Source organism: Actinomadura soli (assembly GCF_005889715.1).
Taxonomy (GTDB): Bacteria; Actinomycetota; Actinomycetes; order Streptosporangiales; family Streptosporangiaceae; genus Spirillospora; species Spirillospora soli.
In genome coordinates this window covers 26,371-41,901 of sequence record NZ_VCKW01000019.1, presented here as the reverse complement: position 1 = coordinate 41,901, position 15,531 = coordinate 26,371, and the positions used below count along the sequence as shown (strand labels likewise).

The following is a 15,531-nucleotide window of genomic DNA, read 5'->3' as shown; positions in this document are numbered from 1 at the left end:
CGTAGAAGCGGATTATCGGAGCGGATAAGGGTGGAGCTCGAATGCGGTTATTCGACAATTGGATGCCGGCGGCTAAACGGCCGCCGGCAGCGAGGGCGGCGCGGCGTCCGGCCGGTCCGTAGCGGCGTCGGGCCGGTCTGTGGCGGCGTCCGGCCGGGCCGTGGTGGTGGCGGGCCAGGGCCACGCGGGCGGGGCGAGCCGGCGCAGGCAGTCCCGCACCGCCTCGACGGCGGGCGACACGCCCTCGCCCAGCCGCCACCAGGCGGCGACGACGCGCTCGAAACCCGCGCCGGCGACCGGGACCAGGCAGACACCGTCGGTGTTGGCCGTGGTCATGGCGAGCGCGTTCGTGATGCCGACGCCCAGGCCGTGGCGGACGAGGGAGATCAGCGTCTGCGGCTGGTTGGTGCGCTCGCTGATCACCGGGTGCAGGCCGTGGTTGGCGAACGCGAGGTTGGTCTCGTACTGCCGGCCGTGCCCGTCGTCGCTCTCCCCGATGCTGATCACCGGCAGCCTGGCGGCCTGCGCCAGCGTCACCTCCGGCTCGCGGGCCAGCGGGTGGTCGGCCCGGAACACGGCGACGAGCGGCTCGCGCCACAGCACCTCGCTGGTCACCTGGTCGGAGTTGACGAGCGGGTGCAGCGGGCGCACGGCGAGGTCGACGCCGCCGTCCGCGAGCTGGTCCCCGATCTCCAGGCTGGGGCCCTCGTGCAGCACCAGACGCACCTGCGGATGGGTGTCCCGCAGCGCCCGCACCGCCCGCGGGTACAGGTACGCCGCGACGCTCGGGTAGCAGCCCAGCCGCACCGTCCCGCACACGGTCCCCGCCGCCGTCTCGGCGAGCAGGTCGAGCCTCCGGATGATCTCCTCGGCGTGCGGCAGCAGCCCGCGGCCCTCCGGGGTGAGGATGGCCGGCTGAACGGAACGGTCCACAAGCCGCCGGCCGACGAGCCGTTCCAGCGCCGCGACGTGGCTGCTGACGCGTGGCTGGGAGCGGTAGAGGGTCCGGGCGGCGGCGGAGAAGCTGCCGTGGCGGGCCACCGCCACGAAGCTCGCGATCCAGTCGATTCGGTAGTGATGCGCGCTGCTGAGGTCCATGGCCGTCCTCCCACAAGCCGAGATCGTCGAGAACGTTACCCGCGGCGCACCGATAGTTAAATGGTGCAGATGGTTGTCAGGGCTCTAGAGGTGTCATCAGCGGACGAATTGGTCGGCGTAGCCGGCGCCGAGGCCGTTCTTCGCGTAGTGCGCCCGGCACATGTCGATCTTGGTGAAGGTGTCCTCGTAGCCGATCTGCTCGCCGTTCTCGTCGACGTAGGCCATGGCCCCGGTGATGTTGAAGAACGTGATCATCTCGGCGCAGTCCGGAGGGACCTCCAGCGTGTGGATCTCGCCGGGCGGCTCATAGACGAAATGGCCGGTCTCGGCGACCCAGTCGTGCTCGTGGTAGTGCCATTTCCCCTTGAGCACGTAGCCGAAGACGACCCCGGGATGCCGGTGCCGGGAGACGATTCCGGCGGCGGTCACCTTGAGCAGGTTGCACCATTGCCCGGTCACCGTGTTGAACATCAGCGGGCGGAACCACACGTTCGGCGCCTGCGGCACCCACACCCGGTCGTCGTCCGGCACGGCGGCGACGGCGATCTCCGGCGGTACGGCGCCGGACACGGGAATGACGGCCATGGACATCGGTCCTTTCCGGGATTCGGGGATTCGGGGATTCGGTTCAGGCGGCCAGGTATCCGCCGTCGACCGCGAGCACGGCGCCGGTGATGAACGCGGCGTCGGGACCGGCGAGGAACGCCACGGCCCCGGCGATGTCCGCGGGGGTTCCCCAGCGCCGCATCGGCGTGCGGTCGATGATGCGGCGGCTGGTCTCGGCGCTCTCGTGCAGCTCGCGGGTCAGCCCGGTGCGGATCCAGCCCGGGGCGACGGCGTTCACCCGGATGCCCTCGTCCGCCCAGGCCACGGCGAGGGACTTGGTCAGCTGCAGCACGCCGCCCTTGCTGGCGCTGTACGCCGGGACCCGGGCGCCGCCGAAGAAGCTCAGCATGGACGCGATGTTGACGATGCAGCCCCGCGAACCGGCCAGCGCCTCGCGGGCGGCCAGGCAGCTCCGCATGGTGCCGGTGAGGTTGACCCCGACGACGTCGGCGAACACCTCGGACTCGAACTCCCTGCCGCGCGCGACGATGCCGACCGCGTTGATGAGGACGTGCAGCTCCCCGAACGTGCCCAGGAACGCGCGCAGCTCGTCCTCCCGCCGGACGTCGAGCTCCACGCTCCGCACCGTCCCGGGCAGTTCGCCCGCGGCGCTCCCGGCGTCGAGCCCGGCGGCGACGACGCGGTCCCCGTCGGCGGCGAACCGCCCGGCGATCGCGGCGCCGATCCCGCTGGTCCCGCCGATCACCACCACGGTCCGTCCCCCGGGCCCCGCAACGCGGTCATCGTGCACGGCCGTCTCCTCCGATGTTCGGTTCCAATGCGATGGACCCGATTGAACACAGCCGGGGAACGCCCGTCAGTCCTCATACGAGAGGGGAATGAGGGTCATTCGGATGCCCCGCCGCCCGCATCCGCCCGCGCCCCGCCGCGCGCCCGCGGGACGCGTTCCGTTCGCACGCGTGGCCGGAACTCGCCTGTATCCACCCGGTCGGACCGGCTCCTCTATTCTGTCACGCAAGCGATGGCCCGGTAGGTTCGCCGCACTTCGCACACCATCAAGCCGAGGAATGACGTGCTGATCGAGCAACCCACTGAAGCGTTCCAGGAGTTCCAGCAAAACCTCGGTTATGCCCGGCAGCTCGTCGATGGCGGACGCCGGCTCGAACAACTGCAGGTCGGCGCGTTCGACATCGACGACCTGTACAGGGCCGCATGGGTGCAGGCGGTCGCGGCGCTCGACCATTGGGTGACGGTGGAGATCGTCGACCGCGCCGTCGCTCTCGCCCGGCAGCCGGCCGCGGCCCGGCCGCCGAAGTTCGGCAGGCTGCCGATCAGCATCGACCTGTTCGAGCGGATCCACCATCAGCACCAGCCGCTCGACGCCGTATTCCGCGCCCACCTGGAGCAGACCTTCGGGTTCATGACCTTCCAGAACCCCGACAAGATCAAGGAAGGTCTGGCGTACATCAGTACGGTGAATCTCTGGCCACGGGTGGCCGCGCTCCTGAACGCGGAAACCGACGGCGATGCGGACATCACCGCGGACGTCGTACGGACGAAGCTGCGGGAGATCGCACAGCGCCGCAACGCCATCGCCCATACCGCGGACCGCGATCCGCAGAGCAGCGGCGGCCGCGCCGCGATAACGGCGGACAACGCCGTCGAGACCATCGGCTGGCTGGAAAGGATCGCAGGCGCGATCGTCCAGGCGCTGGGCCCGGTCATGGCGGCGCCGGACTATGACCGGCCCCCTGAAGGCGCCGACGCTCTTGGCAAGGCTCCCGCCGTCCCCACACGTGCGGTACTGGTCCGCGGGCGCAGCGACTGGGACGAGAACAGCCTCATCGAAAGCATCAAGAAGTACTGCACGCCCCCTGTCGCCGCCACTCTCCTGGCCGTTTACCGGCATGCCGAAACCCATCCGACATTCCAGGGCTACTATTTCGGCGAGGCCGCTCTTCCCTCGGTTACGGCGTGGTTCCACATGGGCAACGATGAGGCCGCCGTGTGGAGCATTTACACGGGAACCGACAAGTCGACGCTGTCGATCAACTTCCAGTGGATGCGCGATCGGGGAGCGGCCCCCGGACGTCTCGAACGACTCGCCGCTGACCTGGCCTCTCTTCCCGGATGGGCGGGGCTGCCCGATACTTTGGCGGCCTCGGATTTCGCCAAGCGTCCCTCAGCGTCACAGGCGGCGCTGTCGGCTCCCGGCACCAAGGACACCATTCTTTCCGCCCTCGGCGGCTTCCTCAATCCCTGAGGATTACTGCCCGGGTTTGGCGGCCGTTTCCTCGCTGAAGGCGAGTTCCAGAGCCGCCACCGCGTGAGCGCGATGCTCGTCGAGGGATGCGATCGCCTTTTCGGCGTCGCGGTCGTGCAGTGCCGCGAGCGTGGCGCGGTGCTCGCGGTTCACCCGCTGACGGTTCTCGCCGTCGCTGTAGTAGAGCGAGCGGTAGGCGTCGGTCGCCTCCCACAGCAGGCGGATGTGCCGGACGAGCCGCGGCATTCCCGAACACTCGAACAGCGTGAAATGGAACCGCCGGTTCGCGGCGGCCATCCCGGCGACGTCGCCGGCCTCGCCGGCGCGTTCCACGCCGCGCTGGATCTCTTCGAGCCGGTCCAGGTCGGCGGCGGTGAGCTCACCGATCGCGCGGCGGACGGCCTCGGCCTCCAGGAGCTCCCTGATCCGGTAGACCTCGCGCAGGTCGTCCATGGACAGCGAGACGACGCCGTAGCCGCGGTGCACCCGGTAGGCGACCAGCCCCTCGCCCTCAAGGATCTTGAGCGCCTCGCGCAGCGGGACGCGGCTGACGCCGAGTTCAGCGGCCAGCGCGTCCTGCCGGATGGGGTCGCCCGGCCGGAGCTCGCCGCTGGTGATGGCCCGCCTGATCTCTTCGAGGACGAACTGCTGCGCCGTCGGCGGCCGACGGGGCCGGTCGCCCGCGGTCATCCGGGACCACCCCGCTCCGGATCGGCGATCCGTTCGCGGACGGCACCGGCGTCCTCGTCCAGGCGCGGCGGCGCGGTGCGGTACCGGGCCGGCGTTGCGCTCAGCCGGATCGGGTTGGCGACCTGCCCCACCGGGCGCGGACGGCGCGGGTCCCGCAGGTCGACGCGGGGGGCGAGGCCGAGGCGGGTGGCGAGGCCGAAGGCGCCGGCGAGGTCGTTGATCGGTCCGCACGGGACGTCCGCCGCGGTGAGGGCGGCGAACCAGTCGTCCGCCGTGCGTCCGGCGAGCGCGGCGGTGAGCTCGCTTCTCAGGGGTTCCCGGTGGGCGACGCGGGCGGTGTTGGTGGCGAACCGCGCGTCGGCGGCGAGGTCCGGACGGCCGAGCGCGCCGCAGAGCGAGCGGAACTGCCGGTCGTTGCCGGCCGCGATGACGAGCGGCCGGTCCGCGGTCGGGAACAGCTCGTATGGCGCGACGCTGGGGTGCTCGTTGCCCATCGCGGCCGGCACCACCCCGGCCGCGACGTACGCGGAGGCGTGGTTGACCAGCCCGGACAGCAGCGACGACAGCAGCGAGACCTCCACCCGCTGGCCCTCGCCGGTGGCGTCGCGGTGCCGCAGCGCGGTCAGGACGCCGAGCGCCGCGTGCAGGCCGGTGATCACGTCGACGAGCGCGACGCCCGCCTTCATCCCGGCGCCGCCCGGGTCCCCGGTGACGCTCATCAGCCCGCCGACCGCCTGCACGATCAGGTCGTAACCGGGCAGGTCGGCGCCGCCGTCCGTGCCGAACCCGGTGATGGAGCAGTAGACGAGCCCGGGGTCGGCCGTGCGCAGCTCCTCGTAGCCGAGGCCGTACCGCTCCATCGTCCCGGGGCGGAAGTTCTCCACCACGGCGTCGGCGCGGGCGGCCAGCGCGCGGGCCGTGGCGGCGTCGGCGGGGTCGGACAGGTCGAGGGCGATGGAGCGCTTGTTGCGGTTGACCGCGAGGTAGTAGGTGCTCTCGCCGTCCGCGAACGGGGGTCCCCAGGACCGGGTGTCATCGCCGCCGCCCGGCCGCTCGATCTTGATCACCTCGGCGCCGAAGTCGGCGAGCAGCATCGTCGCGTACGGCCCGGCGAGGATGCGGCTGAAGTCGACGATGACCAGGTCGCGCAGGGCTTCGGTCATGCCCGCCCGCCTCGCGGGTCGCGGGTCCGCATCCGGTGGGCCCTCCTCACTCTCCGCGCCTGGACGTACCGCCGGGAATCTAACCCCGGCCGATTGGAGAATCAATACTGGATCCAAAATAGGATATGTGCTGATCTAGAGCCCCGGGCGGTTGAGGAGGGTCCTGCGATGACCGAAGCGGTTCGTCCCCTGGAGTTGTTCGGCGTCGACGATTTGCTGACCGAGGAGGAGCGGGCGATCCGCGACACGGTCCGCGCGTTCGGCGCCAAGGAACTGCGGCCGCACATCGCGGAGTGGTACCGGTCGGGCGAGCTGCCCGCGTCCGAGCTGGCCGGGAAGCTGGGCGGCCTCGGCTTGCTCGGCATGCACCTGAAGGGCCATGGCTGCGCCGGGGCGGGCGCCGTCGCGTACGGCCTGGCCTGCTTCGAGCTGGAGGCGGTGGACTCGGGGCTCCGCAGCCTGGTGTCGGTGCAGGGCTCGCTGGCCATGTACGCGATCTGGGCCTACGGCTCGGACGAGCAGAAGGACGAATGGCTGCCCGCGATGGCGGCGGGCGAGCGGATCGGCTGCTTCGGGCTCACCGAGCCCGACTTCGGCTCCAACCCGGCGGGGATGCGCACCACGGCCCGGCGCGACGGCGGCGACTGGGTGCTGAACGGCACCAAGATGTGGATCACGAACGGCGCGGTCGCCGATATCGCCGTCGTGTGGGCCCGCACGGACGACGGCGTCCGCGGCTTCCTCGTCCCGGCCGGGACGCCCGGGTTCAGCGCCCGCGACGTCGCGGAGAAGCTGTCCCTGCGCGCCAGCGTGACGAGCGAACTCGTCCTGGAGGAGGTGCGCCTGCCCGCCGGCGCGATGCTCCCCGCCGCCCGCGGCCTGTCCGGACCGCTGGGCTGCCTCAACGAGGCGCGGTTCGGGATCGTCTTCGGCGCGCTCGGCGCGGCCCTCGACTGCCTGGAGACCACGATCGCCTACGCGCGGGAGCGTGTCGTGTTCGACCGCCCGGTGGCGGGCTTCCAGCTCACCCAGCAGAAGCTCGCGGACATGGCCCTCGAACTGGGCAAGGGGATGCTCCTGGCGATCCGGCTCGGACGGCTCAAGGAGACCGGCGCGATCACCTCGGAGCAGGTCAGCGTCGGCAAGCTCAACAACGTCCGCGAGGCCCTGGCCATAGCCCGCGAATGCCGGACGATCCTCGGCGCCAACGGCATCACCCTCGAATACCCGGTGCTCAGGCACGCCAACAACCTGGAATCGGTGCTCACCTACGAAGGCACCAGCGAGGTGCACAGCCTGGTCATCGGAAAGGCGCTCACCGGCGTCGCCGCGTTCTCCTGACCCTCGCCGCCCACCGGTGGCCGGTTCAAGCCGCGCCGTGCCCGGCCTGGCCGGTGGCCAGCGGGGCGAGCGCGGTGTCGATGGCGTCGGTGAGGCGGCGGGGGTCGGCCTCGGCGCGGGCGAGGACGTGGAGCCCCTGCATGAGGGCGAGGAGGAGGCGCGCCTGGGCCCCGCAGTCGACGTCCGGACGGACCTCGCCTGATCGCTGCGCGGCCTGGAGTGCCTGCGCCAATCCGGTCTCCAGAGTGCCGAATCCGTCATGGACGAGCCGACCAGCGGTCTCGTCCGCGGGGAGCAGCTCGGCGGCGGTGTTGCCGAGCATGCAGCCGCGTCCGGGAGTTTCCCGCGCGGCTTCGAGAACGCTCAGGAGAAGGGCCCGGACACGGGGCAGGACGGCGCCGTCGCCGGTGAGCTCGGCCGCCTGCTCCCGGGCCGCGTCCACGTAGCGCTCCAGTGCGCGCAGGAAGAGCCCGTGTTTGTCGCCGTAGGCGGCGTAAAGGCTGCCCGGGAGGACGCCGAGCCCGTCCTTGAGGTCCCGCAGCGAGGTGGCCGCGTAGCCGCGGCGCCAGAAGAGTTCCAGGGCCTCCGCGACGACCCGGCCGTCGTCGAAGGAGCGCGGTCGTCCGGTGCGTGGCATGGCCGGATCCTACGACTTCTTGACAGCTCGTTCAAGAAGTGCGACGGTATTCGCCACCAACTTCTTGATCGGCCGTTCAAGAAGAACCCCGGCACCGCTGAGGAGATCCCGTGAGACGCCTTTTCCTGCACGTCAACGTGTCGGCCGACGGTTACATCGCCGATCAGGCGGGCGACATCGACTGGCGATTCGCCGACCAGGAGTTCCAGGACCACATCGACACCCTGCTGGAGTCGATCGACGGCATGGTGTTCGGCCGGACCGCCTTCGAGCAGCTCGCCGGATACTGGCCGTCCGCCGGCGACGAGGTCTCCGCCACCCAGCGGCGCCGGATGAACGAGCTGCCGAAGTACGTCATGTCGCGCACCCTTCACCACACCGGGTGGCACAACTCCCACCTGCTCGGAGACGACCCGGCGGCCGCCCTCAACGACCTCAAGGCGCGGGACGGGCGCGACCTCGCCCTGTTCGCCGGCGGCCGCGCCGCCACGGCCGCCATCGGCCTCGGCGTCCTGGACGAGCTGCGGCTCGTCGTCAACCCCGTCCTCCTCGGCGGTGGGACCCCGCTGTTCAACGGCACGTACCCGAAGAGGGACCTCCGCCTCATCGGCACCCGGAGGTTCGCCTCGGGCGCCCTGCTCACCACCTACGACCTCTGAGCGACGCACGCTCGCCCAAGAGCGTGATGAGGCCCGGTGTGCTGAGGATTCAGTCGTGGTGAGTGGGGAAACCCAAGGTGGCCATGAGGTTCCTGGTCTGGGTAAGGCGGAAGGGCCGGTGAGGGCGATGAGAGTCCCGAGGGAACACGTAGTTCAACTGCTCCGGGACGCGGGACTGCCGACCGCGGCCGCCGAGGCCGAGGAGGTGCTGCCCGATCCGGTCGAGTACGACGAGGCGGAGGGCTTTCTCGGCCAGCACGGCTTGACCAAGGACGAGCTGATCAGCCGGCGGGGCGGCAGCCCGTAACCGCCCTCGCCGTTCACAGGCTCACAGCGCCGGGGCCGGGCTGCCCGGCGCGGAGGCGGCGCCACGTCCCGGGGCGCGGCATCGGACGCGGGTGGTGCTTCTCGGTACGGGCGGCGGGCCGATCGTGCTCAGCGGCGACCGGATGGGCATCTCCACCGCCGTCGTCTACGGGAACAACGTCTACGTCGTCGACCTCGGTCATGGAGCGGCGGTGCAGCTCCTCCGCTCGGGCCTGCTCGGCGACCCGTCGGCGCCCGCCAACGTGCGCGGGATCTTCTTCACGCACATGCACTCCGACCACACGGTCGAATGGCCGGCGTTGTACACCACCGCCCAGATCAACCTGCTGCGGGCGCGCAGCGGCGAGCCGTTCCGTGTCTTCGGTCCGGGTGACCGGCCGGTTCCGCCCCGGACGTTCCCGCCCGACCGTCCCGCCCCGGGGCCGGTGAACCCCGGCGGCCCGATCTCCGGGATCTCGGCCATGACGGGCTACCTCCGGCAGGCGTTCGCCGCCGACTACTCGGGCAAGCTCATCGTCGGGCAGGACCTCATGCAGCTCGGAGTAGGCACCCGCCCAGGACGATAGGCGACCGGATCACCGCCGGGCGCCCACGGGTGTGAGGTGGTCGAGGGCCTGGAGGATGTCGTTGACCCTTTCCTTGGCGTCGCCGAAGAGCATGTGGGTGTTGTCGCGGAAGAAGAGCGGGTTCTGGACGCCGGCGTACCCGGTGGCCATGGAGCGCTTGAACACGACGACCTGCTGCGCGTTCCAGACCTCCAGGACGGGCATGCCCGCGATGGGGCTCGCGGGATCCTCTTCGGCGGCGGGGTTGACGATGTCGTTGGCGCCGATCACCAGGACCACGTCGGCGGCGCCGAAGTCGTCGTTGATCTCGTCCATCTCCAGCACCAGGTCGTAGGGCACCTTGGCCTCGGCGAGCAGCACGTTCATGTGGCCGGGGAGGCGGCCGGCGACCGGGTGGATGCCGAACCTGACCTGGACGCCCCGGTCGCGCAGCCGCGCGGTCAGCGCGGCGACCGGGGCCTGCGCCTGCGCGACCGCCATGCCGTAGCCGGGAGTGATGATCACCGAGGAGGCCGCGGCGAGCGCCTCGGCGGTCCCCTCAGGGGTGATCTCCCGGTGCCGGCCGTGGTCGCCGCCGGACGCGGCGGGCGCCTCGAGGCCGAAGCCGCCCGCGATGACGGAGAGGAACGAGCGGTTCATCGCCTTGCACATGATGGCCGACAGGTAGGCGCCCGAGGAGCCCACCAGCGCGCCGACGATGATCAGGAGGTCGTTGCCGAGCAGGAACCCGGACGCGGCGGCCGCCCAGCCGGAGTAGCTGTTCAGCATGGAGACCACCACCGGCATGTCGCCGCCGCCGATGGAGGCGACCAGGTGCCAGCCGAGCAGCAGCGCCACCGCGGTGACCGCGATGAGCGACCACAGCCCGGGCTGGGCGACGAAGGCGGCGGTGAGCCCGGCGAAGGCGATGAGCGCCCCGACGTTGAGCAGGTTCTTGCCCGGCAGCATCAGCGGCGCGGACTTCAACCGTCCCGACAGCTTGCCGAAGGCGACGATCGAGCCGGTGAGGGTGACGGCGCCGATGAAGACGCCGATGAAGACCTCGGCGCTGTGGATGCCGAGCATGTCCTCGCGGGCGAGCCCGGTCGCCTCCGCCCCCTCGGGGTGGTGCTCGACGTGCAGGTAGCCGCTCCAGCCGACCAGGACGGCGGCCAGCCCGACGAAGCTGTGCAGCAGCGCGATGAGCTCGGGCATCGCGGTCATCTCCACCGCCCTGGCCCGGTTCAGGCCGATCAGCGCGCCGACCGCGACCGCGGCCACGAGGAGCGCGAACGCGGGCAGGCCGATGTCGTCGTCGACGGTGAGGGCGACGGTGGCGACGAGCGCCACGGCCATGCCGAGCATGCCGTAGGTGTTGCCCAGGCGGGCGGATTCGTGCCGGGAGAGACCGGCCAGCGCGCGGATGAAGAACAGTGCCGCGACGATGTACGCCGCGGTCGCCGCGGTTGCGATCGTCATCGCCTAGCTCCTGACGAACATGGCGAGCATGCGGCGGGTGACCGCGAATCCGCCGAAGACGTTGATGCTCGCGAGCAGGATCGCCGCGAGCGAGAGCACGGTGATCGCCGCGCTGCCGGTGCCGATCTGCAGCAGCGCCCCGACCACGATGATCCCGGAGATCGCGTTGGTCACCGACATCAGCGGGGTGTGCAGCGCGTGGTGCACGTTCCCGATGACGTAGTAGCCGATCACGATGGCCAGCGCGAACACGGTCAGGTGCACCTGCAGCGCCGCCGGTGAGACCGCGATCAGTCCGAACGTCGCGGCGGCCGCGACGGCGGCGCCGAGCCGGCGCAGCGCCGGGTCCGCCTTGCGGGACGGGACGTCCGCCTCGGCGTCCCGCTGTACCGGCTGCGCGGCGGCCGGTGCCGCCGACACCGGCACCGGGGGCGGCGGCCAGGTGAGCTCGCCCTCGCGGACGACGGTCATCGAGCGCTGGACGACGTCGTCGAAGTCCAGGACGAGCTCGCCGTCCCGTTGCGGGGTCATCAGCTGGATCAGGTTGACCAGGTTGGTGCCGTACAGCTGGGACGCCTGCGCGGGCAGCCGTCCGGCCAGGTCGGTGTAGCCGAGGATGATCACGCCGTTCGCGGTGACCACCCGCTCGCCGGGGACCGTGCCCTCGACGTTGCCGCCGTTGGCCGCGGCCATGTCGACGATCACCGAGCCCGGCCGCATCGTCGCCACCATCTCGGCGGTGATCAGCTTCGGCGCGGGCCTGCCGGGGATGAGCGCGGTGGTGACGACGATGTCGACGTCGCGGCACTGCTCGGCATAGAGCGCGGCGGCGCGGACGTTGTAGTCGTCCGACATCTCCTTGGCGTAACCGGTGCCCGGATCGTCGTCCGGCTCCGGCTCGGCCACGGCGAGGTAGTCGCCGCCGAGCGAGCGCACCTGGTCGGCGACCTCCGGCCGGGGGTCGGTGGCCCGGACGATCGCGCCCAGGCTGCTGGCCGCGCCGATCGCCGCGAGCCCGGCGACGCCGGCCCCCGCGACCAGCACCTTCGCCGGCGGCACCTTCCCCGCCGCGGTCACCTGGCCGGTGAAGAACCGCCCGAACTCGTGCGCGGCCTCGATCACCGCCCGGTACCCGGCGATGTTGGCCATCGAGGAGAGCACGTCGAACGACTGCGCCCGGGAGATGCGCGGCACCGCGTCCAGGGACAGCGCGGTGAGGGGACGGCCGGCGAGGTCCTCCACCAGGTCCGGCCTGAGCCGCGGGCTCAGCAGGCCGATCAGCGTGGCGCCCGGTCGCAGCGCGTCCAGCCGCTCGGGCGAGGGCGGGCCGATGCCCAGCACCACGTCCGCGGCCTCGGCGGCGCCGATGGCGGCGCCCGCGGCCTCGTACCGGTCGTCGGGGAAGCCGGACCCGGCTCCGGCGCCGGGCTCGACGACCACCTCGTACCCGAGCTTCTGCAGCTGGGTGACGGTGTCCGGTGTCACCGCCACCCGCCGTTCGCCGGGCGGTTCCTCCTTGAGAACCCCAACGATCATGACAACCACCTCACGGTGTCTGGTATCTCGACATCAAGTTAATTATGCCGCGCGCACGGCGGTTTCCGCTTTGCGCTGTGTGCCAGTCTTCGCCATGAAAGTTTGGGCACATGGAATAGTGCCGCTGCGGACGGTGACGACGGAGATGCGTTCAGACCCGAGGCCGGAGCGAGGGCCGGGTGGTGAGCCCGGCCCGTTGACCGGGCCGGGCTCACGAGGCGGGCGTCAGTTCGTGTCGAGTGCGATGGCGACGTCGGTGATGGGGAGCGGGAACTTGCCCACCGGGGCGGCCGTGCCGGTGAGCGGTTCGACGGTGTAGAAGGTGGCGCCGCCGCCGGGCGGGACGAAGGTCCCGAAGGCCGTGTTCGAGATCGTCTTGCCGTTGCCGAGGTCGCTGTAGATGTCGAGGCCGGCGTTGGGCCCGGCGTTCACGCCGAGGGAGCCGGTCGCGACCAGGGTGCCGTTGTTGGGCGGGGACTGGATGACGACCTGGTCGCCGTCGGTGCCGATGTCGAACAATGTGGTCGCGGTGCCGGAATTGAGGTCGTTGTTGGTGTAGGCGGCGGCGGTGACGTTCGTGGCGGACAGGGGGCTGTCAATGGCCGTGGTGTTGGCGCTGAGGTCGTGCCGGAGGTTCTGGCCGGTGTCACTGATCACGCGCAGCCGGTCGGCCGCCGGATTGAAGTCGACCCCGAAATACGTGCCCTTCAGCCCCACGGTGAGCTGGGAGACCTTCGTGAGGGTGCATTCGGAGCCCGCGTCGAGCGACACCGTGTAGATGCCGCCGTAGTCGCCGACGGCGTACAGCTTGCCGTCCTGCACCCGGAAGTCGATCCCGATCAGCGAGGTGTCGGTGACCAGCCCGACCGGGTTCCGCACCCAGTCGAGCACCTCCGGGGTATCGGTCTTGAACGCGGCCATCAGCGTCCCGTCGCTGGAGATCCCGTACGCCTTCAGCTTGACGGCGCCGGCCGACCCGCTGCCCGGGACCACGGCGACCAACGCCGCCGCGGCCGCCAATGCGGTCATCCCCAACCTGATTCGTGCCTTCATCAACCCTTCTCCTTTCATAGGGCACGCCGGACGTTCCGGCGGCAATGTCTGCAGGAGCGACGGGCTTCGCGAAAAGTGCCGGCAAACCCCGTCGGTGATCGAGACCGCCCGCGGGTTCTGCGCAGGCGGAATCGGCCCGAACGATTCTTGGTGCCGATCTCAAGAGAAAAGCGCGACTGTGTGGGGAGCGTGCGGAGGGTCGCTTTCAGTCCTCCGCACGCTCATCGTGCACCAGGTGCCGGGCAAGGTCATCGCCGGCGTCTGTCCGCAGATGGTCACTCCAGGGATGACCTGCCGGTACCGCCGCACGGCCGCACCAGGACACCGCCCTCCGGGTTTCGGGCGCTCGCGCGACACCGGCAGGGGCCCGGGCGCCCCCGGCACCACAGCCGGGTGACGGTCCGTCGTTGATCGATGATCTGCCCCCGGCGGTCGCCGCGGGGTGTGCTGTCCGACACAGTGGCGGAAAACCGTCGGGGGCATTCCTACGTGGCGACCGAAGTCACATCGCATTCCCGTATGTAGCGTGACGACTGAGAGTGCACGGTGCCGCTTTATTCGCGGGCCCACCATGCGTTTCTCGGAATTGTCTTCGAGTGCTACGTGAAGAGGTGGCCATGACGGCGGAGAGTCTTTCGACCGCCCCGGCCTCGTCCCTGGGCGAGGTCAGGTATATCCAGACGGGTTCCTTCCGCACCGCCTATTACCGGGGCGGGCAGGGGAGCGGGCGCCCCATCGTCCTGGTGCACGGTGGCGGAGCGGGCGCCGACAGCCGGTCGAACTGGTACGGCTGTTTCGAGCTGTTCACGGCGGCGGCCGAGACCTACGCGATGGACATGGTCGGCTTCGGGCTCTCCGAGGCCCCCGCCCCGGAAGGCTTCGACTACACGCAGGACGCGAGGAACCGGCAGCTCATCGCGTTCATCGAGGGTCTCGGGCTGGGTCCCTGCGTCCTCGTGGGCAACTCGATGGGCGGCGCCACCTCGCTCGGAGCCGCCATGCTGCGGCCCGACCTCGTGGCCGGGCTGGTGCTGATGGGGAGCGGCGGCCTCACCACCCATATCTCCCCGGAACTCGGCCCGATGGTGCACTACGACTTCACCGTCGACGGGATGAGGGCGATCATCGACGTGCTCGCCAACCCCGCGTTCGTCCCGTCCGAGGAGCAGGTGCGCTACCGGTACGAGCTTTCGATCAAGCCGGATGTCAAGGCGGCGTACAAGGCCACCATGGGATGGGTCGCGAAGAACGGCCTGCAGTATCCGCCGGAGGAGATCGCGAAGGTCCGGACGCGGACGCTGGTGGTGAACGGGAAGCAGGATCTCGTCGTGCCGATCGAGCAGGCGTTCCGGTTCCTGCCGCTGCTGGAGAACTCCACCGGCTACCTGATCCCGAACTGCCGGCACTGGGCGATGATCGAATACCCGGAGATCTTCGCCCGCGAGGTACTCGACTTCGTCGCGGACGGGGAGGACTGACCGTGGACATCCAGCAACTGGGCTACACCGGCCTCAACTCGACCGGCCCCGCGGCCTTCCGCTCGTACGCGACCGACGTCCTGGGCCTGGCGGAGGTGCGCTCGGACACCGGCAGGACCGGCTTCCGGATGGACTCCTTCGAGCAGCGGATCATCATCGAGCCGTCCGACGTCGACGGCGGCGCCTACTACGGCTGGCAGCTGGGGTCGGGCGACGAGCTGCGCGCCGCGGCGACATCTGCCGGCTCACCCCCGGCGGCGACCTCATCGTCGAGGGCCGGGACAAGGACATGATCAACCGCGGTGGCGAGAAGATCTCCGCCGAGGAGGTGGAGAACCTCGTCTACCGGCTCCCGCAGGTCAGCCAGGTCGCCGCCGTGGCCATGCCCGACCCCGAACCGGGCGAGCGCCTGTGCGTCTACGTCGTCCCCCAGCCGGACGCCGCGGTGACCCTGGACGGCATCCGCGCCAGCATGGACGAGGCCGGGGTCTCCCGCTTCAAACTCCCCGAACGCCTCATCGTCGTCGACGAACTCCCCACCACCAAGGTAGGCAAGATCGACAAAAAGGCCCTCCGCGCCGCTCTGGCAGCCCCACACCGGTGACTGCTCGACCCCGGCCGTGACCACCACGGCTGGATGCCCGGCATGAACCAGCGGCACGTGGGTGCGGGCATGCTCCCGGTTTGAGGGAGGG

The 15,531-nt window shown here is 70.6% G+C and carries 17 protein-coding genes; 8 read left to right on the top strand and 9 right to left on the bottom strand.

Features of this window, described 5'->3' with window-relative positions; all coding sequences use genetic code 11:
- Positions 1–72: 72 nt before the first annotated feature.
- The 3 genes from ETD83_RS05860 to ETD83_RS05850 form a co-directional block, all read right to left on the bottom strand.
- Complete coding sequence (locus ETD83_RS05860) at positions 73–1,098, bottom strand: LysR family transcriptional regulator (RefSeq protein WP_138644017.1); 1,026 nt, start codon at positions 1,096–1,098, stop codon at positions 73–75.
- A gap of 96 nt (positions 1,099–1,194) precedes the next feature.
- Entirely contained in the window at positions 1,195–1,683 is a 489-nt protein-coding gene (locus ETD83_RS05855; protein ID WP_230420709.1) for a 2,4'-dihydroxyacetophenone dioxygenase family protein, read from the bottom strand.
- A gap of 43 nt (positions 1,684–1,726) precedes the next feature.
- On the bottom strand, positions 1,727–2,455 hold the full coding sequence (locus tag ETD83_RS05850) for an SDR family NAD(P)-dependent oxidoreductase (protein ID WP_138644015.1): 729 nt from the start codon (positions 2,453–2,455) through the stop codon (positions 1,727–1,729).
- Positions 2,456–2,737: 282 nt separating this feature from the next.
- Here ETD83_RS05850 and ETD83_RS05845 point away from each other — a divergent pair, with 282 nt between their 5' ends.
- Positions 2,738–3,928, top strand: a complete 1,191-nt coding sequence (locus ETD83_RS05845) for a hypothetical protein (RefSeq protein ID WP_138644014.1) — start codon at positions 2,738–2,740, stop codon at positions 3,926–3,928.
- A gap of 3 nt (positions 3,929–3,931) precedes the next feature.
- Here ETD83_RS05845 and ETD83_RS05840 read toward each other — a convergent pair whose 3' ends face one another.
- Both ETD83_RS05840 and ETD83_RS05835 read right to left on the bottom strand, forming a co-directional pair.
- Complete coding sequence (locus ETD83_RS05840) at positions 3,932–4,618, bottom strand: GntR family transcriptional regulator (protein ID WP_138644013.1); 687 nt, start codon at positions 4,616–4,618, stop codon at positions 3,932–3,934.
- Positions 4,615–5,781: a CaiB/BaiF CoA transferase family protein gene (locus tag ETD83_RS05835; protein WP_138644012.1), complete on the bottom strand. Its 1,167-nt coding sequence runs from the start codon at positions 5,779–5,781 to the stop codon at positions 4,615–4,617. The genes ETD83_RS05840 and ETD83_RS05835 overlap by 4 nt, the downstream gene beginning before the upstream one ends.
- 168 nt (positions 5,782–5,949) lie before the next feature.
- On the opposite strand from ETD83_RS05835, the gene ETD83_RS05830 reads away from it, so the two are divergent.
- On the top strand, positions 5,950–7,122 hold the full coding sequence (locus tag ETD83_RS05830) for an acyl-CoA dehydrogenase family protein (RefSeq protein WP_138644011.1): 1,173 nt from the start codon (positions 5,950–5,952) through the stop codon (positions 7,120–7,122).
- Between the two features lie 25 nt (positions 7,123–7,147).
- Here the strand turns inward: ETD83_RS05830 and ETD83_RS05825 are convergent, their stop codons facing one another.
- A complete protein-coding gene (locus ETD83_RS05825; RefSeq protein ID WP_138644010.1) occupies positions 7,148–7,759 on the bottom strand; it encodes a TetR/AcrR family transcriptional regulator in 612 nt (203 codons plus the stop codon).
- Between the two features lie 110 nt (positions 7,760–7,869).
- Here ETD83_RS05825 and ETD83_RS05820 point away from each other — a divergent pair, with 110 nt between their 5' ends.
- The 3 genes from ETD83_RS05820 to ETD83_RS05810 all read left to right on the top strand — a co-directional run bounded on the left by ETD83_RS05820 (position 7,870) and on the right by ETD83_RS05810 (position 9,311).
- Positions 7,870–8,418 carry a dihydrofolate reductase family protein gene (locus tag ETD83_RS05820; RefSeq protein WP_138644009.1) on the top strand — a complete coding sequence of 183 codons (549 nt, stop codon included), beginning with the start codon at positions 7,870–7,872 and terminating at the stop codon, positions 8,416–8,418.
- Positions 8,419–8,545: 127 nt separating this feature from the next.
- A complete protein-coding gene (locus ETD83_RS05815; RefSeq protein ID WP_138644008.1) occupies positions 8,546–8,725 on the top strand; it encodes a hypothetical protein in 180 nt (59 codons plus the stop codon).
- Positions 8,726–8,816: 91 nt separating this feature from the next.
- Entirely contained in the window at positions 8,817–9,311 is a 495-nt protein-coding gene (locus ETD83_RS05810) for an MBL fold metallo-hydrolase (protein WP_171064040.1), read from the top strand.
- A 9-nt stretch (positions 9,312–9,320) separates the two neighbouring features.
- Here the strand turns inward: ETD83_RS05810 and pntB are convergent, their stop codons facing one another.
- From pntB to ETD83_RS05795, 3 genes are all read right to left on the bottom strand, one after another.
- A complete protein-coding gene (pntB, locus tag ETD83_RS05805; protein ID WP_138644006.1) occupies positions 9,321–10,769 on the bottom strand; it encodes a Re/Si-specific NAD(P)(+) transhydrogenase subunit beta in 1,449 nt (482 codons plus the stop codon).
- Positions 10,770–10,772: 3 nt separating this feature from the next.
- The gene (locus ETD83_RS05800) at positions 10,773–12,305 is read right to left on the bottom strand and encodes a Re/Si-specific NAD(P)(+) transhydrogenase subunit alpha (protein WP_138644005.1); all 1,533 of its coding nucleotides are present in this window, start codon (positions 12,303–12,305) and stop codon (positions 10,773–10,775) included.
- 225 nt (positions 12,306–12,530) lie between these two features.
- Positions 12,531–13,358, bottom strand: coding sequence for a DUF4394 domain-containing protein (locus tag ETD83_RS05795; protein WP_138644004.1), 828 nt, complete (start codon positions 13,356–13,358; stop codon positions 12,531–12,533).
- Between the two features lie 617 nt (positions 13,359–13,975).
- Between ETD83_RS05795 and ETD83_RS05790 the strand changes: the two genes are divergently transcribed.
- The 3 genes from ETD83_RS05790 to ETD83_RS05780 are packed head-to-tail and all read left to right on the top strand — an operon-like array spanning position 13,976 to position 15,440.
- Entirely contained in the window at positions 13,976–14,836 is an 861-nt protein-coding gene (locus ETD83_RS05790) for an alpha/beta fold hydrolase (protein ID WP_171064039.1), read from the top strand.
- 2 nt (positions 14,837–14,838) lie between these two features.
- On the top strand, positions 14,839–15,129 hold the full coding sequence (locus ETD83_RS05785) for a VOC family protein (protein WP_138644003.1): 291 nt from the start codon (positions 14,839–14,841) through the stop codon (positions 15,127–15,129).
- Positions 15,126–15,440 (top strand): AMP-binding enzyme, encoded by a 315-nt coding sequence (locus tag ETD83_RS05780; RefSeq protein WP_138644002.1) that lies wholly within the window; start codon positions 15,126–15,128, stop codon positions 15,438–15,440. Before ETD83_RS05785 ends, ETD83_RS05780 begins: the two co-directional genes overlap by 4 nt.
- Positions 15,441–15,531 lie beyond the last annotated feature (91 nt).